At 46.3% G+C, this 21,246-nt stretch carries 35 protein-coding genes and 1 riboswitch; of the genes, 34 read left to right on the top strand and 1 reads right to left on the bottom strand.

Going from position 1 to position 21,246, the window contains the following annotated elements:
* Window positions 1-114 precede the first annotated feature (114 nt).
* The 34 genes from RSJ68_09370 to thiE all read left to right on the top strand — a co-directional run bounded on the left by RSJ68_09370 (window position 115) and on the right by thiE (window position 20,033).
* Window positions 115-1,329: an MFS transporter gene (locus RSJ68_09370; protein WNU96635.1), complete on the top strand. Its 1,215-nt coding sequence runs from the start codon at window positions 115-117 to the stop codon at window positions 1,327-1,329.
* Window positions 1,330-1,495: 166 nt separating this feature from the next.
* On the top strand, window positions 1,496-2,755 hold the full coding sequence (locus RSJ68_09365; GenBank protein WNU96634.1) for an AmpG family muropeptide MFS transporter: 1,260 nt from the start codon (window positions 1,496-1,498) through the stop codon (window positions 2,753-2,755).
* Between the two features lie 302 nt (window positions 2,756-3,057).
* The gene (gene rplC / locus RSJ68_09360) at window positions 3,058-3,702 is read left to right on the top strand and encodes a 50S ribosomal protein L3 (GenBank protein ID WNU96633.1); all 645 of its coding nucleotides are present in this window, start codon (window positions 3,058-3,060) and stop codon (window positions 3,700-3,702) included.
* Entirely contained in the window at window positions 3,702-4,322 is a 621-nt protein-coding gene (gene rplD / locus RSJ68_09355; GenBank protein WNU96632.1) for a 50S ribosomal protein L4, read from the top strand. Before rplC ends, rplD begins: the two co-directional genes overlap by 1 nt.
* The gene (rplW, locus tag RSJ68_09350) at window positions 4,319-4,633 is read left to right on the top strand and encodes a 50S ribosomal protein L23 (protein ID WNU96631.1); all 315 of its coding nucleotides are present in this window, start codon (window positions 4,319-4,321) and stop codon (window positions 4,631-4,633) included. The genes rplD and rplW overlap by 4 nt, the downstream gene beginning before the upstream one ends.
* A 5-nt stretch (window positions 4,634-4,638) precedes the next feature.
* Window positions 4,639-5,472 (top strand): 50S ribosomal protein L2, encoded by an 834-nt coding sequence (gene rplB / locus RSJ68_09345; protein WNU96630.1) that lies wholly within the window; start codon window positions 4,639-4,641, stop codon window positions 5,470-5,472.
* A 5-nt stretch (window positions 5,473-5,477) separates the two neighbouring features.
* On the top strand, window positions 5,478-5,756 hold the full coding sequence (gene rpsS / locus RSJ68_09340; protein WNU96629.1) for a 30S ribosomal protein S19: 279 nt from the start codon (window positions 5,478-5,480) through the stop codon (window positions 5,754-5,756).
* 8 nt (window positions 5,757-5,764) lie between these two features.
* Window positions 5,765-6,094 (top strand): 50S ribosomal protein L22, encoded by a 330-nt coding sequence (gene rplV, locus RSJ68_09335; GenBank protein ID WNU96628.1) that lies wholly within the window; start codon window positions 5,765-5,767, stop codon window positions 6,092-6,094.
* A 9-nt stretch (window positions 6,095-6,103) separates the two neighbouring features.
* The gene (gene rpsC / locus RSJ68_09330) at window positions 6,104-6,799 is read left to right on the top strand and encodes a 30S ribosomal protein S3 (GenBank protein WNU96627.1); all 696 of its coding nucleotides are present in this window, start codon (window positions 6,104-6,106) and stop codon (window positions 6,797-6,799) included.
* Window positions 6,783-7,199 carry a 50S ribosomal protein L16 gene (rplP, locus tag RSJ68_09325; protein WNU96626.1) on the top strand — a complete coding sequence of 139 codons (417 nt, stop codon included), beginning with the start codon at window positions 6,783-6,785 and terminating at the stop codon, window positions 7,197-7,199. Before rpsC ends, rplP begins: the two co-directional genes overlap by 17 nt.
* Window positions 7,199-7,390, top strand: coding sequence for a 50S ribosomal protein L29 (gene rpmC / locus RSJ68_09320; GenBank protein WNU96625.1), 192 nt, complete (start codon window positions 7,199-7,201; stop codon window positions 7,388-7,390). Before rplP ends, rpmC begins: the two co-directional genes overlap by 1 nt.
* Entirely contained in the window at window positions 7,390-7,653 is a 264-nt protein-coding gene (gene rpsQ, locus RSJ68_09315; GenBank protein WNU96624.1) for a 30S ribosomal protein S17, read from the top strand. The genes rpmC and rpsQ overlap by 1 nt, the downstream gene beginning before the upstream one ends.
* A gap of 225 nt (window positions 7,654-7,878) precedes the next feature.
* On the top strand, window positions 7,879-8,247 hold the full coding sequence (gene rplN / locus RSJ68_09310) for a 50S ribosomal protein L14 (GenBank protein WNU96623.1): 369 nt from the start codon (window positions 7,879-7,881) through the stop codon (window positions 8,245-8,247).
* Window positions 8,248-8,258: 11 nt separating this feature from the next.
* Window positions 8,259-8,582 carry a 50S ribosomal protein L24 gene (gene rplX / locus RSJ68_09305; GenBank protein WNU96622.1) on the top strand — a complete coding sequence of 108 codons (324 nt, stop codon included), beginning with the start codon at window positions 8,259-8,261 and terminating at the stop codon, window positions 8,580-8,582.
* Window positions 8,583-8,591: 9 nt separating this feature from the next.
* On the top strand, window positions 8,592-9,131 hold the full coding sequence (gene rplE, locus RSJ68_09300; GenBank protein WNU96621.1) for a 50S ribosomal protein L5: 540 nt from the start codon (window positions 8,592-8,594) through the stop codon (window positions 9,129-9,131).
* A 2-nt stretch (window positions 9,132-9,133) separates the two neighbouring features.
* A complete protein-coding gene (gene rpsN, locus RSJ68_09295; GenBank protein ID WNU96620.1) occupies window positions 9,134-9,439 on the top strand; it encodes a 30S ribosomal protein S14 in 306 nt (101 codons plus the stop codon).
* Window positions 9,440-9,453: 14 nt separating this feature from the next.
* Window positions 9,454-9,846, top strand: a complete 393-nt coding sequence (gene rpsH, locus RSJ68_09290) for a 30S ribosomal protein S8 (GenBank protein ID WNU96619.1) — start codon at window positions 9,454-9,456, stop codon at window positions 9,844-9,846.
* 13 nt (window positions 9,847-9,859) lie between these two features.
* A complete protein-coding gene (rplF, locus tag RSJ68_09285; protein ID WNU96618.1) occupies window positions 9,860-10,393 on the top strand; it encodes a 50S ribosomal protein L6 in 534 nt (177 codons plus the stop codon).
* Between the two features lie 13 nt (window positions 10,394-10,406).
* Window positions 10,407-10,760, top strand: a complete 354-nt coding sequence (rplR, locus tag RSJ68_09280) for a 50S ribosomal protein L18 (GenBank protein WNU96617.1) — start codon at window positions 10,407-10,409, stop codon at window positions 10,758-10,760.
* A 17-nt stretch (window positions 10,761-10,777) separates the two neighbouring features.
* The gene (rpsE, locus tag RSJ68_09275; protein WNU96616.1) at window positions 10,778-11,296 is read left to right on the top strand and encodes a 30S ribosomal protein S5; all 519 of its coding nucleotides are present in this window, start codon (window positions 10,778-10,780) and stop codon (window positions 11,294-11,296) included.
* A complete protein-coding gene (rpmD, locus tag RSJ68_09270) occupies window positions 11,289-11,474 on the top strand; it encodes a 50S ribosomal protein L30 (GenBank protein WNU96615.1) in 186 nt (61 codons plus the stop codon). Before rpsE ends, rpmD begins: the two co-directional genes overlap by 8 nt.
* Before the next feature lies 1 nt (window position 11,475).
* Complete coding sequence (rplO, locus tag RSJ68_09265) at window positions 11,476-11,910, top strand: 50S ribosomal protein L15 (GenBank protein ID WNU96614.1); 435 nt, start codon at window positions 11,476-11,478, stop codon at window positions 11,908-11,910.
* 13 nt (window positions 11,911-11,923) lie between these two features.
* A complete protein-coding gene (secY, locus tag RSJ68_09260) occupies window positions 11,924-13,237 on the top strand; it encodes a preprotein translocase subunit SecY (GenBank protein ID WNU96613.1) in 1,314 nt (437 codons plus the stop codon).
* A gap of 4 nt (window positions 13,238-13,241) precedes the next feature.
* Window positions 13,242-13,460 (top strand): translation initiation factor IF-1, encoded by a 219-nt coding sequence (gene infA / locus RSJ68_09255; protein WNU96612.1) that lies wholly within the window; start codon window positions 13,242-13,244, stop codon window positions 13,458-13,460.
* Between the two features lie 19 nt (window positions 13,461-13,479).
* Entirely contained in the window at window positions 13,480-13,593 is a 114-nt protein-coding gene (rpmJ, locus tag RSJ68_09250; protein ID WNU96611.1) for a 50S ribosomal protein L36, read from the top strand.
* A gap of 65 nt (window positions 13,594-13,658) precedes the next feature.
* Complete coding sequence (gene rpsM / locus RSJ68_09245) at window positions 13,659-14,021, top strand: 30S ribosomal protein S13 (GenBank protein WNU96610.1); 363 nt, start codon at window positions 13,659-13,661, stop codon at window positions 14,019-14,021.
* A gap of 19 nt (window positions 14,022-14,040) precedes the next feature.
* Window positions 14,041-14,436 carry a 30S ribosomal protein S11 gene (gene rpsK, locus RSJ68_09240; protein ID WNU96609.1) on the top strand — a complete coding sequence of 132 codons (396 nt, stop codon included), beginning with the start codon at window positions 14,041-14,043 and terminating at the stop codon, window positions 14,434-14,436.
* Between the two features lie 15 nt (window positions 14,437-14,451).
* Window positions 14,452-15,072: a 30S ribosomal protein S4 gene (gene rpsD, locus RSJ68_09235; GenBank protein ID WNU96608.1), complete on the top strand. Its 621-nt coding sequence runs from the start codon at window positions 14,452-14,454 to the stop codon at window positions 15,070-15,072.
* Window positions 15,073-15,097: 25 nt separating this feature from the next.
* Window positions 15,098-16,084, top strand: coding sequence for a DNA-directed RNA polymerase subunit alpha (rpoA, locus tag RSJ68_09230; GenBank protein ID WNU96607.1), 987 nt, complete (start codon window positions 15,098-15,100; stop codon window positions 16,082-16,084).
* 24 nt (window positions 16,085-16,108) lie between these two features.
* Window positions 16,109-16,486, top strand: a complete 378-nt coding sequence (rplQ, locus tag RSJ68_09225; protein ID WNU96606.1) for a 50S ribosomal protein L17 — start codon at window positions 16,109-16,111, stop codon at window positions 16,484-16,486.
* Window positions 16,487-16,788: 302 nt separating this feature from the next.
* Window positions 16,789-16,898: riboswitch (TPP riboswitch) on the top strand.
* 107 nt (window positions 16,899-17,005) lie between these two features.
* Window positions 17,006-18,100, top strand: coding sequence for an FAD-dependent oxidoreductase (locus RSJ68_09220; GenBank protein ID WNU96605.1), 1,095 nt, complete (start codon window positions 17,006-17,008; stop codon window positions 18,098-18,100).
* A 51-nt stretch (window positions 18,101-18,151) separates the two neighbouring features.
* Window positions 18,152-18,610, top strand: coding sequence for an isoprenylcysteine carboxylmethyltransferase family protein (locus RSJ68_09215; GenBank protein ID WNU96604.1), 459 nt, complete (start codon window positions 18,152-18,154; stop codon window positions 18,608-18,610).
* Window positions 18,611-18,751: 141 nt separating this feature from the next.
* Complete coding sequence (locus RSJ68_09210) at window positions 18,752-19,399, top strand: nuclease-related domain-containing protein (GenBank protein ID WNU96603.1); 648 nt, start codon at window positions 18,752-18,754, stop codon at window positions 19,397-19,399.
* Window positions 19,400-19,415: 16 nt separating this feature from the next.
* The gene (gene thiE / locus RSJ68_09205; protein WNU96602.1) at window positions 19,416-20,033 is read left to right on the top strand and encodes a thiamine phosphate synthase; all 618 of its coding nucleotides are present in this window, start codon (window positions 19,416-19,418) and stop codon (window positions 20,031-20,033) included.
* A 116-nt stretch (window positions 20,034-20,149) separates the two neighbouring features.
* Here thiE and RSJ68_09200 read toward each other — a convergent pair whose 3' ends face one another.
* On the bottom strand, window positions 20,150-21,169 hold the full coding sequence (locus tag RSJ68_09200; protein WNU96601.1) for a zinc-binding alcohol dehydrogenase family protein: 1,020 nt from the start codon (window positions 21,167-21,169) through the stop codon (window positions 20,150-20,152).
* Window positions 21,170-21,246 lie beyond the last annotated feature (77 nt).

Raw genomic sequence — 21,246 nt, 5'->3', positions numbered from 1 at the left:
TTAGCTATATCCAAAGCATCAGGCGTTATTTAGTCGATATCAACCTAATTTGCTAGAATCCGTCATTCTGCCGTTTGATTGGACGGCATTTTTTAATAGAAACAGACAATAACCATGACCCACACACAGCAAAAATCCCCCAACCTTTGGCTGGTAATCGCCGCTGCCGCCGCCATCCTGCTGATTACCATCGGCATGCGCATGACTTTGGGACTGTTTGTCCGTCCCGTCGTCGACTCTACCGGGCTGAGTATCCAAGAGTTCAGCCTGATTATTGCCGTTTTCCAGTTGATGTGGGGCGTGTCCCAGCCGCTTTCCGGCGCGCTTGCCGACCGCTTCGGCGCGTTTAAGGTTTTGGGCGGCGGCGCGTTGCTGTTGGTTTGTGCCTGCCTGATGGCGCCGCAGATGCCGACTTATTGGGGGCTGATGCTGGCAATCGGGCTGCTTTTTGCATTCGGAACGGGAGCGGGCGGTTTCTCCATCATCATGGGGCAGGTCGCGGCGAAAGTGCCGCCGCACAAACGCGGTTTGGCTTCGGGGCTGGTCAACGCGGGCGGTTCGGCGGGGCAGTTTCTGTTTGCGCCGCTGGTGCAGGGTTTGCTGGTGTTGCCCGCCGTCGGCTGGACGGGGACGTTTTATGTTTGGGGCGGGATCGCGCTTTTAATCCTGCCGGTTTCATGGTGGCTGGCGGGCGGCAAAAACGCTGTCGCCACGCACCACACGTCGTCTGAAAACGGGCAATCGCTGGGGCAGGCAGTCAAAGCGGCGTTTAAAGACCGCAGCTACATCCTGCTGCACTTAGGCTTTTTTACCTGCGGTTTCCACATTGCGTTTTTAGTGACCCACCTGCCCAACGAAATCGCGCTCTGCGGCCTGCCCGCTTCGGTCGCTTCGACTTCGATTGCGATTATCGGTTTGGCGAACATCGCGGGCTGCATTTTTTCGGGCTGGTGTACGGGGCGGTTTTTGGGCAAATACGTTTTGTTCGGACTCTACGCCTCGCGCGTGGCGATGGTGCTGATCTACCTTGCCGCCCCGAGAACCGACGTCAATTTCTACATTTTCGCCGCCGCGCTGGGCTTCACTTGGCTCGCTACCGTCGCCCCGACTGCTGCGATTACGGGCAAACTGTTCGGCACGCGCTATTTAGCGACGCTGTTCGGGCTGACGATGTTGAGCCACCAAATCGGCGGTTTTTTAGGCTCGTATATCGGCGGCATCGTGATTTACCGGTTCAACGATTACGGCTGGATGTGGTATGCCGACGCGGTGTTGGCGGGGACGGCGGCTTTGCTAAACCTGCCGATACGCGAAAAGAAAGCGGCGTAAACCGCTGACGCAACCAAGACAGGTCGTCTGAAAACGGAAAAACGGTTTTCAGACGACCTTTTTGATTATTATGCATAGTTTAAAGTTTGTTTGAACAGGATTTGTTACAATGCGCCTTTCTTTTTGATGTTGTTCTCCCATTATGACTGACTCCCAACCAAGCACGATGCAGCGGATTTTTTCGCGCAATATGCTGATCTGTATTTTTACGGGCTTCACATCGGGGTTGCCGCTTTATTTCCTATACAGCCTGATTCCGGCGTGGCTGCGCCTCGAAAAAATTGATTTGAAGACCATAGGCCTGTTTGCCCTGATTGGTTTTCCCTATACTTGGAAATTTATCTGGTCTCCGCTTCTAGACTCTGTACGCCTGCCGTTTTTAGGTTTGCGGCGCGGTTGGATGCTGGTGATGCAGATCGCGCTTTTGCTGCTTTTGGCTGCCTATGCGTTTGTCCGCCCGCAAGAACATTTGTCGATTATTTTGGGACTGTCTTTGGTAGTGGCGTTTTTTTCTGCCAGTCAGGATATTGTGATCGACGCTTTCCGTCGCGAAGTGTTATCCGATGAAGAGTTGGTTTTAGGTAACTCGCTGTATGTGAATGCCTATCGTATTTCCTCGTTGATTCCCGCTTCATTAAGTCTGATTTTAGCCGATAGGATGCCTTGGTCGTCCGTCTTCATCATTACCGCGCTATTCATGATTCCGGGGTTGCTTGCCACTTTATTCGTGGCGCGAGAACCGGCACAACAACCCGTAGGTGCAAAAGGGTTTAAAGATACCGTTGTTGAGCCGTTCCGCGATTTCTTTACCCGTCAAAGCGTTAAACAGGCGTTGATTATTTTGGCTTTTATCGTGCTGTATAAACTGGGCGACAGCATGGCAACTGCGCTGGCACCCGCGTTTTATATCGATATGGGTTTCTCAGCAACTGACATCGGCTTGATTGCGAAAAATGCGGGGTTGTGGCCGGCGGTGATTTTCGGGATTATCGGCGGCATTTGGGTAAACAAATTAGGCGTGAACCGTGCATTGTGGCTGTTTGGTTTGGTGCAATGGGTTACGATTTTAGGTTTTGCGTGGCTGGCAAGTTTCGGACATTTCGAGCATGTGGGTGCATCAGAACGAACCATGTTGGCAGTCGTCATTGCTGCCGAGGCAGTGGGTGTGGGCTTAGGTACGGTAGCATTTGTGTCGTATATGGCGCAACAAACCAATACCGCATTTACCGCCACGCAGTTTGCGCTGCTGTCCAGCCTATCCGCCGTACCGCGTACGTTTATGAATGCGACAGCAGGGTTTCTGATTGAAGCGATGGGCTACGTCAATTTCTTCTGGCTGTGTTTCATGTTGGGAATTCCGGGCATGTTGCTGCTGTTTAAAGTTGCACCTTGGAACGGAGATAAAGCGAAGCAATCCGCCGTTTGAATGTATCGGTAGGATAAAAAGGTCGTCTGAAAACCTGTGATTGTGGTTTTCAGACGACCTTTTGTTAAATATGGAAGGTGATTTGTGTGTAAACAACACGCCACTTCCCTGGAGTATATAGACGGCGAAATATCAATTTATAGAGATAAAAAGCACGAGTAAGCCCCTGTGTTAAAAAAATATTGGTATTTGCTTGATTTGTCGATTATAATGGCGGACTTGGTGCATTTGTGCCAAGTTTTATCATTGTCCGAAGGCAGGCCAATCGTAGCCCGCCCCTTTACTTTAAAAGGAAAATAATCATGACTTTAGGTCTGGTTGGACGCAAAGTTGGTATGACCCGCGTGTTCGACGAACAGGGTGTTTCTGTTCCGGTAACCGTTTTGGATATGTCTGCCAACCGCGTTACACAAGTAAAATCCAAAGATGCTGACGGCTATACTGCCGTTCAAGTTACCTTTGGTCAGAAAAAAGCTAACCGTGTCAATAAAGCCGAAGCTGGGCACTTTGCAAAAGCAGGTGTTGAAGCCGGTCGCGGTTTGATCGAGTTTGCTTTGACTGAAGAAAAACTGGCTGAATTGAAAGCCGGTGACGAAATCACCGTTTCCATGTTTGAAGTCGGTCAATTGGTCGATGTAACCGGTACCTCTAAAGGTAAAGGTTTCTCCGGTACGATCAAACGTCATAATTTCGGTGCCCAACGTACTTCCCACGGTAACTCCCGTTCTCACCGTGTTCCAGGTTCTATCGGTATGGCGCAAGACCCAGGTCGCGTGTTCCCCGGTAAACGCATGGCCGGTCAATACGGTAACACCAAAGCAACTGTCCAAAAACTGGAAGTTGTACGTGTTGATGCAGAACGCCAACTGCTGTTGGTTAAGGGTGCTGTTCCGGGTGCGGTCAACAGCGATGTTGTAGTTCGTCCTAGCGTGAAAGTAGGTGCGTAATGGAATTGAAAGTAATTGACGCTAAAGGACAAGTTTCAGGCAGTCTGTCTGTTTCTGATGCTTTGTTCGCTCGCGAATACAATGAAGCGTTGGTTCATCAGCTGGTAAATGCCTACCTAGCAAACGCCCGCTCTGGCAACCGTGCTCAAAAAACCCGCGCCGAAGTAAAACACTCAACCAAAAAACCATGGCGTCAAAAAGGTACCGGCCGTGCCCGTTCCGGTATGACTTCTTCTCCGCTGTGGCGTAAAGGTGGTCGTGCGTTCCCGAACAAACCCGACGAAAACTTTACTCAAAAAGTAAACCGTAAAATGTACCGTGCCGGTATGGCGACTATCCTGTCCCAATTGGCCCGTGACGAACGTTTGTTTGCGATCGAAGCGTTGACTGCTGAAACTCCTAAAACCAAAGTTTTTGCTGAACAAGTGAAAAATCTGGGTCTGGAGCAAGTGCTGTTTGTAACCAAACAGCTCGATGAGAATGTTTACTTGGCTTCACGCAACTTGCCAAACGTGTTGGTTTTGGAAGCTCAACAAGTTGATCCTTACAGCTTGCTGCGTTACAAAAAAGTAATCATCACTAAAGATGCAGTTGCACAATTAGAGGAGCAATGGGTATGAATCAACAACGTTTGACTCAAGTGATTTTGGCACCTATCGTTTCTGAAAAAAGCAACGTATTGGCTGAAAAACGCAACCAAATGACGTTTAAAGTTTTGGCAAATGCAACCAAACCTGAAATCAAAGCGGCTGTTGAGCTGCTGTTCGGTGTTCAAGTTGCTTCTGTAACTACCGTTACCACTAAAGGTAAAACTAAGCGTTTTGGTCGTACTTTGGGCCGCCGCAGCAATGTTAAAAAAGCTTATGTAAGCTTGGCTGCCGGTCAAGAGTTGGATTTGGAAGCCGCTGCTGCAGCTGCAGATAAGGAATAAACAAAATGGCAATTGTTAAAATGAAGCCAACTTCTGCAGGCCGTCGCGGCATGGTTCGCGTGGTAACAGAAGGTTTGCACAAAGGTGCGCCTTATGCACCTTTGCTCGAAAAGAAAAATTCTACTGCCGGTCGTAACAATAATGGTCATATCACCACCCGTCACAAAGGCGGCGGTCATAAACACCATTACCGTGTTGTAGACTTTAAACGTAACAAAGACGGTATCCCTGCAAAAGTAGAGCGTATTGAATACGATCCTAACCGTACTGCCTTCATTGCGCTGTTGTGCTATGCAGACGGTGAGCGTCGCTACATCATCGCTCCTCGCGGTATTCAAGCCGGTGCTGTATTGGTTTCCGGTGCTGAAGCTGCCATCAAAGTAGGTAACACCCTGCCGATCCGCAACATTCCCGTTGGTACGACTATCCACTGTATCGAAATGAAACCTGGTAAAGGTGCGCAAATTGCACGTTCTGCCGGCGCTTCTGCGGTATTGTTGGCTAAAGAAGGCGCATACGCTCAAGTCCGTCTGCGCTCTGGCGAAGTTCGTAAAATCAACGTAGATTGCCGTGCAACCATCGGTGAAGTCGGTAACGAAGAGCAAAGCCTGAAGAAAATCGGTAAGGCCGGTGCCAATCGTTGGCGCGGTATTCGTCCGACCGTTCGTGGTGTTGTCATGAACCCTGTCGATCACCCGCATGGTGGTGGTGAAGGTCGTACCGGTGAAGCTCGCGAACCGGTTAGCCCATGGGGTACTCCTGCTAAAGGCTACCGCACTCGTAATAACAAACGCACGGATAACATGATTGTTCGTCGTCGTTACTCAAATAAAGGTTAATTAGTATGGCTCGTTCATTGAAAAAAGGCCCATATGTAGACCTGCATTTGCTGAAAAAAGTAGATGCTGCTCGTGCAAGCAACGACAAGCGCCCGATTAAAACTTGGTCTCGTCGTTCTACCATTCTGCCTGATTTTATCGGTCTGACCATTGCTGTACACAACGGCCGCACCCATGTGCCCGTGTTTATCAGCGATAACATGGTTGGTCATAAATTAGGCGAATTCTCATTGACCCGTACCTTTAAAGGCCACTTGGCTGATAAAAAGGCTAAAAAGAAATAAGGTGAATCATGAGAGTAAATGCACAACATAAAAATGCCCGTATTTCAGCTCAAAAAGCTCGTTTGGTAGCTGATTTGATTCGCGGTAAAGACGTTGCCCAAGCTTTGAATATTTTGACTTTCAGTCCTAAAAAAGGTGCTGAGTTAATTAAGAAAGTATTGGAATCAGCTATTGCTAATGCCGAGCACAATAACGGTGCCGACATTGATGAGTTGAAAGTGGTCACTATCTTTGTTGACAAAGGTCCAAGCTTGAAACGTTTCCAAGCTCGTGCCAAAGGTCGCGGTAACCGCATTGAAAAACAAACTTGTCATATCAATGTGACAGTGGGCAACTAAGGAAAAGCTATGGGACAAAAGATTAACCCTACAGGCTTTCGCCTGGCGGTAACTAAAGACTGGGCTTCAAAATGGTTTGCTAAAAGCACCGACTTTTCTGCTGTTTTGAAACAAGACATTGATGTTCGTAACTACCTGCGTAAAAAATTGGCGAATGCTTCTGTTGGTCGCGTAGTTATTGAACGTCCTGCAAAATCTGCACGCATTACCATCCACTCTGCCCGTCCAGGCGTAGTAATTGGTAAAAAAGGTGAGGATATCGAAGTTCTGAAACGTGATTTGCAAGCCTTGATGGGCGTGCCTGTTCATGTGAATATCGAAGAAATCCGTAAACCTGAATTGGATGCACAAATTATTGCTGATGGTATTGCTCAGCAATTGGAAAAACGCGTTCAATTCCGCCGTGCTATGAAACGCGCTATGCAAAATGCTATGCGTTCAGGAGCAAAAGGTATCAAGATTATGACCTCAGGTCGTCTGAATGGTGCAGATATTGCTCGTAGCGAATGGTATCGTGAAGGTCGAGTACCTCTGCATACTTTGCGCGCAAACGTAGATTATGCAACTAGCGAAGCTCATACTACTTATGGCGTGCTGGGTCTGAAAGTTTGGGTCTATACTGAAGGTAATGTAAAGACTTCAGCTAAACCTGAGCATGAAAAGAAACAAAGAAAGGCAGGTGGACGTAATGCTGCAGCCAACTAGACTGAAATACCGCAAGCAACAAAAAGGTCGCAATACTGGTATTGCTACCCGCGGTAACAAAGTAAGTTTCGGTGAGTTCGGTTTGAAAGCCGTTGGTCGCGGTCGTTTGACTGCCCGCCAAATCGAAGCTGCTCGTCGTACAATGACTCGCCACATTAAACGTGGTGGTCGTATTTGGATTCGTGTATTCCCTGATAAACCAATTACTGAAAAACCTATTCAAGTTCGTATGGGTGGCGGTAAAGGTAACGTGGAATATTACATTGCCGAAATCAAACCAGGCAAAGTGTTGTATGAGATGGACGGTGTTCCAGAGGCTTTGGCTCGTGAAGCATTTGAATTAGCTGCTGCCAAATTGCCTATTCCTACGACCTTTGTAGTAAGACAGGTAGGTCAATAATGAAAGCAAATGAATTGAAAGACAAATCTATTGAGCAATTAAATGCAGATTTGTTGGACTTGTTGAAAGCTCAGTTTGGCTTACGTATGCAAAACGCAACTGGTCAATTGGGTAAGCCAAGCGAATTAAAACGTGTACGTCGCGATATTGCTCGTATTAAAACCATTTTAACTGAAAAAGGTGCTAAGTAATGAGCGAAAATAAAAATGTTCGTACTTTGCAAGGCAAAGTGGTAAGCGACAAAATGGACAAAACTGTGACAGTATTGGTTGAGCGTAAAGTAAAACATCCTCTGTACGGTAAAATTATCCGTTTATCAACTAAAATCCATGCCCATGATGAAAATAATCAATATGGAATTGGCGATGTTGTAGTAATTGCGGAATCTCGTCCACTGTCAAAAACCAAATCTTGGGTTGTTAAAGAACTGGTTGAGAAAGCACGTACTGTTTAAAATTTAAGACAGTTAGCTTTAATAAGAAACGAAGTGTTGCGCCAAAGTGAATTTGCGTGTAAACTTCGTTTCTTATCTTTCAGTTTCTTCTGGAAGTTTCTTCCCCTCGGGATCCAAGACTGGTTTACTAGAACCGTGATGGTTTCATTTAGTTAGCTCAATTGAAATAAGTGGGCGAGTTATATGAAAATGGTAAATTAAGTTGGTTAATTTAAAGGTACTAATATGATTCAAATGCAGACCATCTTAGATGTGGCTGATAACTCTGGTGCGCGTCGTGTGATGTGCATCAAAGTGTTGGGCGGATCTAAGCGTCGCTACGCTTCTGTTGGCGATATTATTAAAGTCGCAGTTAAAGATGCGGCCCCGCGTGGTCGTGTTAAAAAAGGTGATGTATACAATGCAGTTGTTGTTCGTACTGCTAAAGGTGTGCGTCGTCCTGATGGTGCGTTGATTAAATTCGATAACAATGCCGCCGTGTTGTTAAACAATAAACTTGAACCTCTGGGTACCCGTATTTTTGGTCCGGTAACCCGCGAGTTGCGTACTGAGCGATTTATGAAAATCGTTTCATTGGCGCCTGAAGTGTTATAAGGAATAGCGCGATGAATAAAATCATTAAAGGTGACCAAGTTGTTGTGATCACTGGTAAGGATAAAGGTAAGCAAGGTCAAGTAGTTCGCGTATTGGGTGGTAAAGTTGTTGTTGAAGGTATTAACGTTGTAAAACGTCACCAAAAACCTAATCCGATGCGTGGTATTGAGGGTGGTATTGTTTCCAAAGAAATGCCGTTGGATATTTCTAATGTCGCAATCCTGAATCCGGAAACTAATAAAGCAGACCGTGTTGGTATTAAACTGATTGAGAATGAAGGCAAAGTTAAGCGCGTTCGTTTCTTCAAATCAAATGGCTCTGTTATTGGAGCATAAGGAGATAACATGGCTCGTTTGAGAGAGTTTTATAAAGATACAGTTGTTCCTGAACTGATTAAACAATTTGGTTACAAGTCAGTAATGGAAGTTCCCCGTATTGAAAAAATTACTTTAAATATGGGTGTCGGAGAAGCTGTTGCTGATAAAAAAGTTATGGAGCATGCGGTATCTGACTTAGAGAAAATTGCTGGTCAAAAACCAGTCGTTACTGTTGCTCGTAAATCTATCGCAGGTTTTAAGATTCGCGATAATTATCCTGTCGGTTGCAAAGTAACATTGCGCCGTGATCAAATGTTTGAATTCCTGGATCGTTTGATTACTATTGCATTACCTCGTGTACGTGACTTCCGTGGTGTAAGTGGCAAATCATTTGATGGTCGTGGTAATTACAACATGGGTGTTCGCGAGCAAATCATTTTCCCGGAAATTGAATACGATAAAATTGATGCTTTGCGTGGTTTGAATATTACTATTACAACTACTGCAAAAACTGATGAGGAAGCTAAAGCTTTATTGTCACTATTCAAGTTTCCGTTTAAAGGATAATCATGGCTAAGAAAGCACTTATTAATCGTGAACTGAAACGTCAAGCTCTGGCGAAAAAGTTTGCAGCCAAACGTGAGGCAATTTTTGCTGTTATTAATGATGCGAATGCAACTGAAGAGGAGCGCTTTGAAGCTCGTCTGAAATTCCAATCCATTCCGCGTAATGCAGCTCCTGTACGTCAACGCCGTCGTTGTGCTTTGACAGGTCGTCCTCGTGGTACTTTCCGTAAATTCGGTTTGGGTCGTATTAAAATCCGTGAAATCGCTATGCGTGGCGAGATTCCCGGTGTTGTTAAAGCTAGCTGGTAATAGGAGTATTAATAATGAGTATGCATGATCCTATTTCCGATATGTTGACTCGTATTCGTAATGCGCAACGTGCCAATAAGGTAGCAGTTGCCATGCCTTCCTCTAAATTAAAGTGTGCAATTGCAAAAGTCTTGAAAGAAGAAGGTTATATCGAGGATTTTTCGGTTTCTGCTGATGCGAAGCCGGTATTGGAAATTCAATTGAAATATTATGCAGGCCGTCCTGTGATTGAGCAAATTAAACGTGTTTCACGTCCAGGTTTGCGTATTTACAAAGCTTCTAGCGAAATTCCTAATGTTATGAATGGATTGGGTATCGCTATTGTTAGTACTTCTAAAGGTGTGATGACTGACCGCAAGGCTCGCTCTGAGGGCGTCGGTGGTGAGTTGTTGTGCATCGTAGCCTAGTGGAGAAAAGTAAATGTCACGTGTCGCAAAAAACCCAGTGACTGTTCCTGCTGGTGTAGAAGTAAAATTTGGAACAGAAGCATTGGTTATCAAGGGTAAGAATGGCGAGTTGGTCTTTCCTTTGCATTCTGATGTCGCCATTGAATTAAACGATGGTAAATTAACTTTTGCTGCAAAAAATGACAGTAAGCAGGCAAATGCTATGTCAGGTACTGCTCGTGCATTAGTTAATAATATGGTTAAAGGTGTTTCAGAAGGTTTTGAGAAAAAACTACAATTGATTGGTGTGGGTTACCGTGCTCAAGCTCAAGGTAAAGTTTTGAATTTGTCTTTGGGTTTTTCTCATCCAATCGTATATGAAATGCCTGAAGGTGTTTCTGTTCAAACTCCTAGCCAAACAGAGATCGTTTTGACTGGTGCAGATAAACAAGTAGTTGGTCAAGTCGCTGCTGAAATTCGTGCATTCCGTTCTCCTGAGCCTTATAAAGGTAAGGGTGTTCGTTATGTAGGTGAAGTGGTAGTGATGAAAGAAGCCAAGAAAAAATAATTGAGGTTCACTAATGGATAAACATACAACCCGACTCCGTCGTGCACGCAAAACCCGTGCACGTATTGCGGACTTGAAAATGGTAAGATTATGTGTGTTCCGTAGCAATAATCATATTTATGCTCAAGTAATTAGTGCTGAAGGTGATAAAGTATTGGCTCAAGCCTCTACATTGGAAGCTGAAGTGCGTGGTAGTCTGAAATCTGGTGGCAACGTCGAGGCGGCTGCAGTAGTAGGAAAGCGCATTGCTGAGAAAGCTAAAGCAGTAGGCGTAGAAAAAGTTGCTTTTGATCGTTCAGGTTTCCAATATCACGGTCGAGTGAAAGCTTTGGCTGAAGCTGCACGTGAAAATGGTTTAAGCTTCTAATAATTGGAGACTTTCAGATGGCAAAACATGAAATTGAAGAACGTGGTGACGGCCTGATTGAAAAAATGGTCGCAGTTAATCGCGTAACTAAAGTAGTTAAAGGTGGTCGTATCATGGCTTTCTCTGCGCTAACTGTTGTTGGTGATGGGGATGGTCGTATTGGTATGGGTAAAGGTAAGTCAAAAGAAGTGCCGGTAGCTGTTCAAAAAGCAATGGATCAGGCTCGTCGCTCTATGATTAAAGTACCTCTAAAAAATGGTACGATTCATCATGAGGTTATTGGACGTCATGGCGCTACTAAAGTCTTTATGCAACCCGCTAAAGAAGGTAGTGGTGTAAAGGCAGGTGGTCCTATGCGCTTAGTTTTTGATGCTATGGGTATTCATAACATTTCTGCTAAAGTGCATGGTTCTACAAACCCTTATAACATTGTACGAGCTACATTAGATGGCTTGTCTAAGTTATATACACCTGCTGATATCGCTGCTAAACGTGGCCTAACAGTAGAAGACATTTTGGGAGCAAACCATGACTGAGCAAAAAAAGATTAAAGTTACATTGGTGAAGAGCCTGATTGGTACAATTGAATCTCATCGTGCATGTGCTCGTGGTTTAGGTTTACGCCATCGTGAGCATACAGTAGAGGTTTTAGATACCCCTGAAAACCGTGGTATGATTAACAAAATCAGCTACTTGTTGAAAGTGGAGTCTTGATATGTTTCTAAATTCTATTCAACCTGCTGAGGGGGCTACTCACGCTCGTCGTCGTGTGGGTCGTGGTATTGGTAGCGGTTTAGGTAAAACCGGTGGCCGTGGCCATAAAGGTCAAAAAAGCCGTTCTGGTGGTTTTCATAAAGTAGGTTTTGAAGGCGGTCAAATGCCTTTACAACGTCGCCTGCCAAAACGTGGTTTTAAGTCATTGACTGCTGCTGCTAATGCTGAGATTCGTTTGAGTGAATTGAACTTGCTCGCTGTGAATGAGATTGATGTATTAGTTCTCAAGCAAGCCGAGTTGGTTCCTACAACTGTTTCCAATGTGAAAGTTATTGCCTCTGGTGTGCTTTCAAAAGCTGTTGTCCTGAGGGGCATTAAAGCCACTAAAGGGGCTAAAGCAGCAATTGAAGCTGCTGGTGGTAAAGTGGAAGAATAAGGCTTGCATTATAGTGGCTAATCAACAATCTTTATCAGGCTTGTCCAAATTTGGAGATTTGAAAAAACGTCTAACGTTTCTTTTAGGGGCGTTAATTGTTTTTCGTATTGGTGCCCATATCCCTGTACCTGGCGTAGATGCTGTTGCTTTAGCTAAATTATACGAAAGCGCTGGGAACGGCATACTAGGCATGTTGAACATGTTTTCTGGTGGTTCGTTAGAGCGCTTTAGTATATTCGCAATTGGCATAATGCCATATATTTCAGCATCAATAATTGTTCAGTTGGCCTCTGAAATTATTCCTTCTTTAAAGGCATTAAAAAAGGAAGGGGAGGCAGGTCGAAAAGTTATTACAAAATATACAAGATACGGTACAGTGCTATTAGCCATCTTACAGAGTTTTGGTGTAGCTACCTTTGTATTCCAGCAAGGTGTGGTTGTCACTAATTCTTTGGAGTTCCATATTTCTACGGTAGTGAGCTTAGTCACAGGTACAATGTTCCTGATGTGGTTAGGTGAGCAGATTACGGAGCGTGGGATTGGGAATGGCATTTCCTTGATTATTACTGCTGGTATCGCTGCCGGTATTCCTTCCGGTATAGCAAGATTATTAGCTTTAACGAGTCAAGGATCAATTGGTATGCCTACGGCTGTGTCAATCGTTATTGGTGCATTGCTATTAATTTATATTGTTGTATATTTTGAAAGTGCACAGCGTAAAGTTCCCGTGCATTATGCGAAACGCCAAGTTGGTAGTGGTGTAATGCAAGGTTCTAATACACATATGCCCTTTAAGTTGAATATGGCAGGCGTCATTCCTCCTATTTTTGCGTCAAGTATTATTTTGTTTCCATCCACGTTGTTAAGCTGGTTTGGTTCTAATGATACCGGTAGTTTGTTGCATAAAATTGCTGGTTTGCTTCAGCATGGGCAAGCTTTATATATTTTGTTATTTACAATGACAATTATTTTCTTCTGCTATTTTTATACAGCCTTGGTTTTTAGTCCAAAAGAAATGGCAGAGAATTTGAAGAAAAGCGGTGCTTTTGTGCCGGGAATTCGACCTGGTAAGCAAACCTCTCAGTATCTGGAGCAGGTTGTATTGCGCCTCACTTTGTTTGGTGCATTATATATTACAACTATTTGTTTAATTCCAGAATTTTTGACAACAGCTTTGAATGTTCCTTTTTATTTGGGTGGTACATCTTTACTGATTTTAGTCGTGGTGACAATGGACTTTAGTACCCAAATTAACTCTTACCGCATGACTCAGCAATATGAGAGTTTAATGAGCGGTCTTGATATGAAATCTTTATCACGTAAGTAGAATTATGGCTAAAGAAGATACCATACAAATGCAGGGGGAGATTCTTGAAACTCTACCTAACGCAACTTTTAAAGTAAAGCTTGAGAATGACCATATTGTATTAGGTCATATTTCCGGGAAAATGCGTATGCACTATATCCGGATTTCTCCTGGGGATAAGGTGACGGTAGAACTGACACCTTATGATTTAACTCGAGCTCGGATTGTCTTCCGAGCTAGATAAAACGATATAAGGAAAGATAATGCGTGTACAACCGTCTGTAAAGAAAATTTGCCGCAACTGTAAGATTATCCGTCGTAATCGAGTGGTTCGTGTAATTTGTACTGATCCTCGTCACAAACAGCGTCAAGGTTAAGGGAACTTTTCTTTTAGCAAGACTTTGTGGTATAGTGACGAACTTTGCCGTTTAAAGGAAAAAATATGGCTCGTATTGCAGGGGTAAATATCCCTAATAATGCACATATCGTAATTGGCTTGCAGGCTATTTATGGTATCGGTGCTACTCGTGCTAAATTAATTTGCGAGGCAGCAAATATTGCTCCCACTACAAAAGCAAAAGATTTGGACGAGGCTCAATTAGACGCTTTGCGTGAACAAGTTGCCAAGTATGAAGTGGAAGGCGATTTGCGCCGTGAGGTAACGATGAGCATCAAACGATTGATGGACATGGGTTGTTACCGTGGTTTCCGTCATCGTCGAGGTTTGCCTTGTCGTGGTCAACGCACTCGCACAAACGCTCGTACCCGCAAAGGTCCGCGTAAAGCGATTGCTGGTAAAAAATAATTTTTAAGGAATTTTATTAATGGCTAAAGCAAACACAGCTTCGCGTGTACGTAAAAAAGTACGTAAAACCGTAAGCGAAGGTATTGTGCATGTACATGCTTCTTTCAACAATACCATCATTACAATCACTGACCGTCAAGGCAATGCATTGTCTTGGGCTACCTCTGGCGGCGCTGGTTTTAAAGGTTCTCGTAAAAGTACACCGTTTGCAGCTCAAGTGGCTGCAGAAGCAGCTGGTAAAGTTGCCCAAGAATATGGCGTTAAAAATTTAGAAGTTCGTATAAAAGGCCCTGGTCCCGGTCGAGAGTCTTCTGTACGTGCACTCAACGCTCTTGGTTTTAAAATTACCAGTATTACCGACGTTACTCCGTTGCCTCATAACGGTTGCCGTCCGCCTAAAAAACGTCGTATTTAAAGGAGTGATTGAAACATGGCACGTTATATTGGCCCTAAATGTAAATTGGCTCGTCGAGAAGGCACCGATTTATTTTTGAAGAGCGCTCGTCGTTCTTTGGATTCTAAATGTAAACTTGATTCAGCTCCTGGTCAGCATGGTGCAAAGAAACCACGTTTGTCTGACTATGGCTTGCAACTACGTGAAAAGCAAAAGATTCGTCGTATTTATGGCGTTTTGGAACGTCAATTCCGTCGCTATTTTGCAGAAGCAGATCGACGTAAAGGCTCTACTGGAGAATTGCTGCTGCAATTGTTAGAGTCTCGTTTGGATAATGTCGTATATCGCATGGGATTTGGCTCGACCCGTGCTGAAGCACGTCAGCTGGTTTCTCATAAAGCAATTACCGTTAACGGTCAGGTTGTAAATATTCCTTCTTTCCAAGTTAAAGCAGGTGATGTTGTAGCTGTTCGTGAGAAAGCTAAAAAACAAGTTCGTATCCAGGAAGCTTTAAGTTTAGCAACTCAAATCGGTTTGCCAAGCTGGGTTTCTGTTGATCCAGACAAATTGGAAGGCGTATTTAAAAATATGCCGGATCGTTCAGAATTAACTGGCGATATTAATGAACAGCTGGTGGTAGAATTCTACTCTAAATAATGCTAGCTCAGTGAGGGACAGTTAAATGCAAAATAGCACAACCGAATTTTTGAAACCTCGTCAAATTGATGTCGATACTTTATCTACAACTCGTGCAAAAGTATCTATGCAGCCGTTTGAGCGCGGTTTTGGTCATACTTTAGGTAATGCTTTGCGTCGTATCTTACTGTCATCCATGAATGGTTTTGCTCCTACTGAAGTGGCCATTTCCGGTGTGTTGCACGAATACTCTACTGTTGATGGTGTTCAAGAAGATGTTGTCGATATTTTATTGAATGTCAAAGGTATTGTATTTAAGCTGCATGGACGTGGCCAAGTTAAGTTAACTTTGAAAAAGTCAGGTGCCGGAGCAGTTGTTGCCGGTGATATCGAATTGCCACATGATGTGGAAGTTTTAAATCCTGAGCATATTATTTGTCATTTGGCTGAGAACGGTCAAATTGATATGGAAATCAAAGTTGAGCAGGGTCGTGGCTACCAATCTGTTTCCGGTCGTCGTGTCGTCCGTGATGAAAACCGTCAGATTGGTGCAATTCAGTTGGATGCGAGCTTTTCGCCCATCAGTCGTGTTAGCTTTGAAGTTGAACCTGCACGTGTAGAGCAACGTACGGACTTAGATAAGTTAGTTTTAGATATTGAAACTGATGGTTCTATTGATCCTGAAGAAGCTGTACGTAGTGCCGCTCGTATTTTAATTGATCAAATGTCTATCTTTGCTGATTTGCAAGGTACTCCAGTAGAAGAAGTTGAAGAAAAAGCTTCTCCTATTGATCCTATCCTGCTGCGTCCGGTAGATGATTTGGAATTAACTGTACGTTCAGCTAATTGTCTGAAAGCTGAAGATATTTATTATATTGGCGATTTGATTCAACGTACTGAAACAGAGCTTCTTAAAACTCCGAATTTGGGTCGTAAGTCTTTGAATGAAATCAAAGAAGTGTTGGCATCTAAAGGCTTGACACTAGGTTCCAAATTGGAAGCTTGGCCGCCTGTAGGCTTAGAAAAGCCGTAAGTTTGAAGATTAAAGGATAATGACATGCGTCATCGTAATGGTAACCGCAAATTAAACCGTACAAGCAGCCATCGTGCTGCAATGCTGCGTAATATGGCGAACTCATTGTTGAATCACGAGACTATTGTGACAACTTTGCCTAAAGCTAAAGAATTGCGCCGCGTAGTAGAACCCTTGATTACATTGGGTAAAAAACCTTCCTTGGCAAACCGTCGTTTGGCATTTGACCGCACTCGTGATCGTGATGTTGTGGTTAAATTGTTTGATGAATTGGGTCCACGCTTTGCTGCCCGAAATGGTGGCTATGTTCGCGTGCTGAAGTATGGTTTCCGAAAAGGCGATAATGCTCCGTTAGCACTCGTTGAATTGGTTGATAAAGCTGATAATACAGTTAGCGAATAATTGCTTCGGAATTAAGTGTCATCCGCATTGCGGATGACATTTTTTATTGGTAATTCAAGATGTTGAATTGCATGCTATAAATTATTTTTTAGTTTAGGTAATTATTTATTTATCGTTATTTGTTTGTGTTTGAAGTTTTTCATTTTCGTGTTTTGAAACAAATTTCTTTAATAGAGCGTTTCATTTGGACAAAGTGCCAAGATTGATTTGGAAAATTACTTTTTTAAAGTATTTTACTTCATGAAAACTTGTATTTTCAGACGATCTTTTGCCAAAATAAACAAATCTGTATAAACTTCATATTTTCCTTGTCGGAGTGCTGCTTGTTCCCGCAAACAGCTGAGACCGCAACAGCGGAATCCGTAGAACCTGTCGGGGTAATGCCTGCGTAGGAAACAAGCTGTCAAACGCCTTTTCAGGCTTCCGTTCCCTTTCTCGCATTTCCCGCCATTCGGTGGATTCCGCTTCCGTCTTGTCTTTCGTCTTCCCGACTGCCCAAACACTGCAAAGGAATCCACCATGCCCCGTATCGCCATTCTCGGCGGCGGCCTCTGCGGCCGTCTGACTGCTTTACAACTTGCAGAACAAGGTTTATCCATTGCCCTCTTTGACAAGGGTGGGCGCAAAGGCGAACACGCCGCCGCTTATGTTGCCGCCGCCATGCTCGCGCCTGCTGCGGAAGCGGTCGAGGCTACGCCCGAAGTCATCAAACTGGGCAGGCAGAGCATTCCACTGTGGCGCGACATACGAGGTCGTCTGAAAACGCCGACCATGATGCAGGAAAACGGCAGCCTGATTGTGTGGCACGGGCAGGACAAGCCATTATCCAGCGAGTTCGTCCGCCATCTCAAACGCGGCGGCGTAGCGGATGACGAAATCGTCCGTTGGCGCGCCGACGACATCGCCAAACGCGAACCGCAACTCGGCGGACGCTTTTCAGACGGAATCTACCTGCCGACCGAAGGCCAGCTCGACGGACAGCAAATCTTGTCTGCACTTGCCGACGCTTTGGACGGGATGAACGTCCCTTGCCATTGGGAACACGAATGTGCCCCCGAAGACCTGCAAGCCCAATACGACTGGCTGATCGACTGCCGCGGCTACGGCGCAAAAACTGCGTGGAACCAATCCCCCGAACACACCAGCACCTTGCGCGGCATACGTGGCGAAGTGGCGCGGGTTTATACGCCCGAAATCACGCTCAACCGTCCCGTGCGCCTGCTGCACCCGCGTTACCCGCTCTACATCGCCCCGAAAGAAAACCACGTCTTCGTCATCGGCGCGACCCAAATCGAAAGCGAAAGCCAAGCCCCAGCCAGCGTACGTTCCGGGTTGGAACTTTTATCCGCACTCTATGCCGTCCACCCCGCCTTCGGCGAAGCCGACATTCTCGAAATCGCCACCGGCCTGCGCCCGACGCTCAACCACCACAACCCCGAAATTCGTTACAGCCGCGCCCGACGCCTGATTGAAATCAACGGCCTTTTCCGTCACGGCTTCATGATTTCTCCCGCCGTAACCGCCGCCGCCGTCAGATTGGCAGTGGCACTGTTTGACGGAAAAGACGCGCCCGAACGTGATGAAGAAAGCGGTTTGGCGTATATTGAAAAATAAGTTTGAGGTCGTCTGAAAACGTCGCGCTATCCGTTTTATAAAGGTAACAATATGAATTTAGAAACTAAAATTCCGCCGCCGGCGATATGTTTTATTTGTGCGTTGTTGATGTACATCTCTGCCCAAGTGTCGGCGTTGGCTGACATAATGCCGCGCTTTCCTATATTGCTGTCGGTTGTTTTGATGGCGTTTGGGACTTTGTTAGGCATATTAGGTGTGTGGGCGTTTCGCCGTGTGCGCACGACCGTCAGCCCGTTCAACCCCGAACAAACTGAACACTTTGTTTCAGACGGCGTGTACCGTTTCAGCCGCAACCCGATGTATGCGGGTATGGGCTGCTGGCTGGTTGCATGGGCGGGCTATTTGGCGCACCCGCTGCCGTGGTTGTTTTTGGCTGCATTTGTTGCCTATATGACGCGCTTTCAAATCATGCCCGAAGAATGCGTTTTGGCGCAGAAATTCGGCGCAGAATACGAGTCTTACTGTCGGCGCGTTCGCCGTTGGTTATAAGAAGGGGGAGCTTCCAATCAAGTATCACCCGTCTTCTACTCTACGGCATGAATGTGAATACTTGATGTTTTCAGACGACCTCATCAGATGGCTATACCAGGCTCACTTTCATTAAACAATAAAACAAAAAAGGAAAACGTCATGATTGAACAAGCAATAGGAAACCTGTCAGGTATCTTTTGGATTTTCCTGCTCGTCATTCCCCTGCTTCTTTTGAAAGCGCTGCTCCAAAACCCCAAAGTGAAAGGACGCATAGGCGAACGGGCAGTCCGTTCAGTAATCGGAAAAGATTTGGATGAAGAAACCTATATCGAATTTCACGATTTGATTATTCCGTCCCGCAGCGGCACGACGCAAATCGACCATATCTATGTTTCGGTTTTCGGGATATTTGTCATAGAAACCAAGAATTACACAGGTTGGATTTTCGGCAGCGAGAAGCAATCGAAATGGACACAAGTCGTCTATAAGCAGAAACACTACTTTCAAAATCCGTTGCGCCAGAATTACGCACACATCAAGGCATTATCCGAACTGCTGCAACTGCCGGAAGAAAAATTTCATTCGATGGTGGTTTTTCTCGGTGATTGTGAATTGAAAACGCAAATGCCGCCGAATGTCTGCCGTATCAGACAGGCAGCATCCTATATCAGACGTTTTCAGACGACCTTATTGCTGCCGCAGGAAATAGAGGCGGCAACTGCCGTGCTGTCTTCAAACGAATACCAAGCCGACGGCGAAAAACTGCGGGCGCATACCGAACGCCTGCAGGAACGCCATCAGCGATAACTTAAAAGGACACCCCATGATCTTCCCACCCCTAAAATCCCCGCTCAAATTCTACGCCGTCGTTCCCACCGCCGATTGGGTGGAGCGCATGGTCAAAGCAGGTGCCGACACGGTGCAACTGCGCTGCAAAACCCTGCACGGCGATGACTTGAAACGCGAAATCGCCCGCTGCGTCGCCGCCTGTCAGGGCAGCCGCACGCAGCTTTTCATCAACGACCACTGGCGCGAGGCGACAGAAGCGGGCGCATACGGCGTGCATCTCGGACAGGAAGACATGGACACCGCCGACCTTGCCGCCATCGCCGCCGCCGGTTTGCGTTTGGGTTTGAGTACGCACTCCGTCGCCGAACTCGACCGCGCCCTGTCCGTACACCCCAGCTACGTCGCCAGCGGCGCGATTTTCCCGACCACAACCAAGCAAATGCCCACCGCCCCGCAAGGCTTGGACAAACTGCGCGAATATGTGAAACAGGCAGGCAGCACGCCCGTCGTCGCCATCGGCGGCATCGATTTAAACAACGCCGAAGATGTATTGGCAACCGGCGTTTCTTCACTCGCCGTCGTCCGCGCCGTTACCGAAGCAGAAAATCCCGAAGCGGTGGTTAAAGCGTTTCAGGCTTTGTGGGAGGAATAAGGTCGTCTGAAAGCCAAATTTCAGACGACCTGCTCAATTAGGATATTCGATTGCCGTCATTTCGGATGCCATACAGGCAGAAGCGGGCATAACGGCGCAAAGAATAATCGGTGAATTCAGTTGTCCCAGCCTTCAACCACCAGCTTGCCGACCATATCTCCGCGTTCCAGCATCTCATGTGCGCGGCGCAGGTTGGCAGCATTGATGCCGTGCAGGATTTGGGTGGCGGTCGGGCGGATGATGCCTTCGTCCACCAGCCGCGCGGTTTCGGCCAGGATTTCGCCCTGCCGTTCGATGTCTGCCGTTTCGCGCAGCGGGCGGGTAAACATAAATTCCCAATGCAGCGACAGGCTTTTGCCTTTGAGCGGGTTCACGTCCAACGTTTCGGGGTCGTCAATCAGTGCGATTCTGCCTTGCGGGGCGATGAGTTCCACGATTTGCGGCAGATGGCGGTCAGTATGGTTGGTGGAAAAAACAAACGATGGCGCGCCGATATTTAACGCGGCAACCTGTTCCGCCATGTTTTCATGATGGTTGATGACGAAATCCGCCCCCAATTCCTTCACCCACGCGCGGCTTTCGGGGCGGGAAGCGGTGGCGATGACTTGAATGTCGGTCAGCTTTTTCAGAAACTGGATGGCAAGCGAGCCGACCCCGCCTGCGCCGCCGATTAAGAGCAGCGTATTGGCGCCGCCTGCCACGGGTTTGTTCACGTCCAAGCGGTCGAACAGCGTTTCCCAGGCGGTAATTGCCGTTAATGGCAGCGCGGCGGCTTGGGCAAAATCCAGCGAACGCGGTTTTTTGGCGGCAATGCGCGCGTCCACCGCCTGTAATTGTGCGTTCGAACCTTGGCGGTTGATGGCACCCGCGTAATACACTTCGTCGCCGACTTTGAAATGCCGCACTTCGCTGCCGACCGCCTGAACGATGCCTGCCGCGTCGTAACCCAATACGCGGTACTGCCCTGCCGCAGGCGTATGCGCCGCCCGAACTTTCACATCGACAGGATTGACTGAAACCGCCTGCACGGCAACCAAAATATCGTGCGGCCGCAGTTCGGGTTCGGGCATTTCGATGTCGAGCAGGGCTTCAGGGTTGGAAACGGGCAAAGGGCGGTTGAAACCGATGGCTTTCATAAGGTTCTCCTGTTAGGTCGTCTGAAAGCGTGTATCATGCGCCCGAAGCACACCACTAACAAGAACGCACTTGTTTT

This window comes from Neisseria sp. DTU_2020_1000833_1_SI_GRL_NUU_006, from assembly GCA_032388755.1.
In the GTDB taxonomy this organism is placed as follows: Bacteria; Pseudomonadota; Gammaproteobacteria; order Burkholderiales; family Neisseriaceae; genus Neisseria; species Neisseria sicca_C.
The sequence above is the reverse complement of the archived record's forward strand: the minus strand, read 5'-3'. Positions and strand labels throughout refer to the sequence as shown.

What these genes read in the sequence shown, in the direction of transcription:
- rpsE (WNU96616.1), top strand. Translation starts at nt 10,778, where the DNA reads ATGGCAAAACATGAAATTGAAGAACGTGGTGACGGCCTGATTGAAAAA.
- rplE (WNU96621.1), top strand. Translation starts at nt 8,592, where the DNA reads ATGGCTCGTTTGAGAGAGTTTTATAAAGATACAGTTGTTCCTGAACTG.
- rplP (WNU96626.1), top strand. Translation starts at nt 6,783, where the DNA reads ATGCTGCAGCCAACTAGACTGAAATACCGCAAGCAACAAAAAGGTCGC.
- rpsS (WNU96629.1), top strand. Translation starts at nt 5,478, where the DNA reads ATGGCTCGTTCATTGAAAAAAGGCCCATATGTAGACCTGCATTTGCTG.
- rpsH (WNU96619.1), top strand. Translation starts at nt 9,454, where the DNA reads ATGAGTATGCATGATCCTATTTCCGATATGTTGACTCGTATTCGTAAT.
- RSJ68_09215 (WNU96604.1), top strand. Translation starts at nt 18,152, where the DNA reads ATGAATTTAGAAACTAAAATTCCGCCGCCGGCGATATGTTTTATTTGT.
- rpmC (WNU96625.1), top strand. Translation starts at nt 7,199, where the DNA reads ATGAAAGCAAATGAATTGAAAGACAAATCTATTGAGCAATTAAATGCA.
- rpsK (WNU96609.1), top strand. Translation starts at nt 14,041, where the DNA reads ATGGCTAAAGCAAACACAGCTTCGCGTGTACGTAAAAAAGTACGTAAA.
- rplC (WNU96633.1), top strand. Translation starts at nt 3,058, where the DNA reads ATGACTTTAGGTCTGGTTGGACGCAAAGTTGGTATGACCCGCGTGTTC.
- rpsD (WNU96608.1), top strand. Translation starts at nt 14,452, where the DNA reads ATGGCACGTTATATTGGCCCTAAATGTAAATTGGCTCGTCGAGAAGGC.
- rpsQ (WNU96624.1), top strand. Translation starts at nt 7,390, where the DNA reads ATGAGCGAAAATAAAAATGTTCGTACTTTGCAAGGCAAAGTGGTAAGC.
- RSJ68_09200 (WNU96601.1), bottom strand. Translation starts at nt 21,169, where the DNA reads ATGAAAGCCATCGGTTTCAACCGCCCTTTGCCCGTTTCCAACCCTGAA.
- rplO (WNU96614.1), top strand. Translation starts at nt 11,476, where the DNA reads ATGTTTCTAAATTCTATTCAACCTGCTGAGGGGGCTACTCACGCTCGT.
- rpmJ (WNU96611.1), top strand. Translation starts at nt 13,480, where the DNA reads ATGCGTGTACAACCGTCTGTAAAGAAAATTTGCCGCAACTGTAAGATT.
- thiE (WNU96602.1), top strand. Translation starts at nt 19,416, where the DNA reads ATGATCTTCCCACCCCTAAAATCCCCGCTCAAATTCTACGCCGTCGTT.
- RSJ68_09370 (WNU96635.1), top strand. Translation starts at nt 115, where the DNA reads ATGACCCACACACAGCAAAAATCCCCCAACCTTTGGCTGGTAATCGCC.
- rpmD (WNU96615.1), top strand. Translation starts at nt 11,289, where the DNA reads ATGACTGAGCAAAAAAAGATTAAAGTTACATTGGTGAAGAGCCTGATT.
- RSJ68_09365 (WNU96634.1), top strand. Translation starts at nt 1,496, where the DNA reads ATGCAGCGGATTTTTTCGCGCAATATGCTGATCTGTATTTTTACGGGC.
- rplX (WNU96622.1), top strand. Translation starts at nt 8,259, where the DNA reads ATGAATAAAATCATTAAAGGTGACCAAGTTGTTGTGATCACTGGTAAG.
- infA (WNU96612.1), top strand. Translation starts at nt 13,242, where the DNA reads ATGGCTAAAGAAGATACCATACAAATGCAGGGGGAGATTCTTGAAACT.
- rplQ (WNU96606.1), top strand. Translation starts at nt 16,109, where the DNA reads ATGCGTCATCGTAATGGTAACCGCAAATTAAACCGTACAAGCAGCCAT.
- rpsM (WNU96610.1), top strand. Translation starts at nt 13,659, where the DNA reads ATGGCTCGTATTGCAGGGGTAAATATCCCTAATAATGCACATATCGTA.
- RSJ68_09210 (WNU96603.1), top strand. Translation starts at nt 18,752, where the DNA reads ATGATTGAACAAGCAATAGGAAACCTGTCAGGTATCTTTTGGATTTTC.
- rpoA (WNU96607.1), top strand. Translation starts at nt 15,098, where the DNA reads ATGCAAAATAGCACAACCGAATTTTTGAAACCTCGTCAAATTGATGTC.
- rplN (WNU96623.1), top strand. Translation starts at nt 7,879, where the DNA reads ATGATTCAAATGCAGACCATCTTAGATGTGGCTGATAACTCTGGTGCG.
- rplW (WNU96631.1), top strand. Translation starts at nt 4,319, where the DNA reads ATGAATCAACAACGTTTGACTCAAGTGATTTTGGCACCTATCGTTTCT.
- RSJ68_09220 (WNU96605.1), top strand. Translation starts at nt 17,006, where the DNA reads ATGCCCCGTATCGCCATTCTCGGCGGCGGCCTCTGCGGCCGTCTGACT.
- rplV (WNU96628.1), top strand. Translation starts at nt 5,765, where the DNA reads ATGAGAGTAAATGCACAACATAAAAATGCCCGTATTTCAGCTCAAAAA.
- rplD (WNU96632.1), top strand. Translation starts at nt 3,702, where the DNA reads ATGGAATTGAAAGTAATTGACGCTAAAGGACAAGTTTCAGGCAGTCTG.
- rplR (WNU96617.1), top strand. Translation starts at nt 10,407, where the DNA reads ATGGATAAACATACAACCCGACTCCGTCGTGCACGCAAAACCCGTGCA.
- rpsN (WNU96620.1), top strand. Translation starts at nt 9,134, where the DNA reads ATGGCTAAGAAAGCACTTATTAATCGTGAACTGAAACGTCAAGCTCTG.
- rplF (WNU96618.1), top strand. Translation starts at nt 9,860, where the DNA reads ATGTCACGTGTCGCAAAAAACCCAGTGACTGTTCCTGCTGGTGTAGAA.
- rplB (WNU96630.1), top strand. Translation starts at nt 4,639, where the DNA reads ATGGCAATTGTTAAAATGAAGCCAACTTCTGCAGGCCGTCGCGGCATG.
- rpsC (WNU96627.1), top strand. Translation starts at nt 6,104, where the DNA reads ATGGGACAAAAGATTAACCCTACAGGCTTTCGCCTGGCGGTAACTAAA.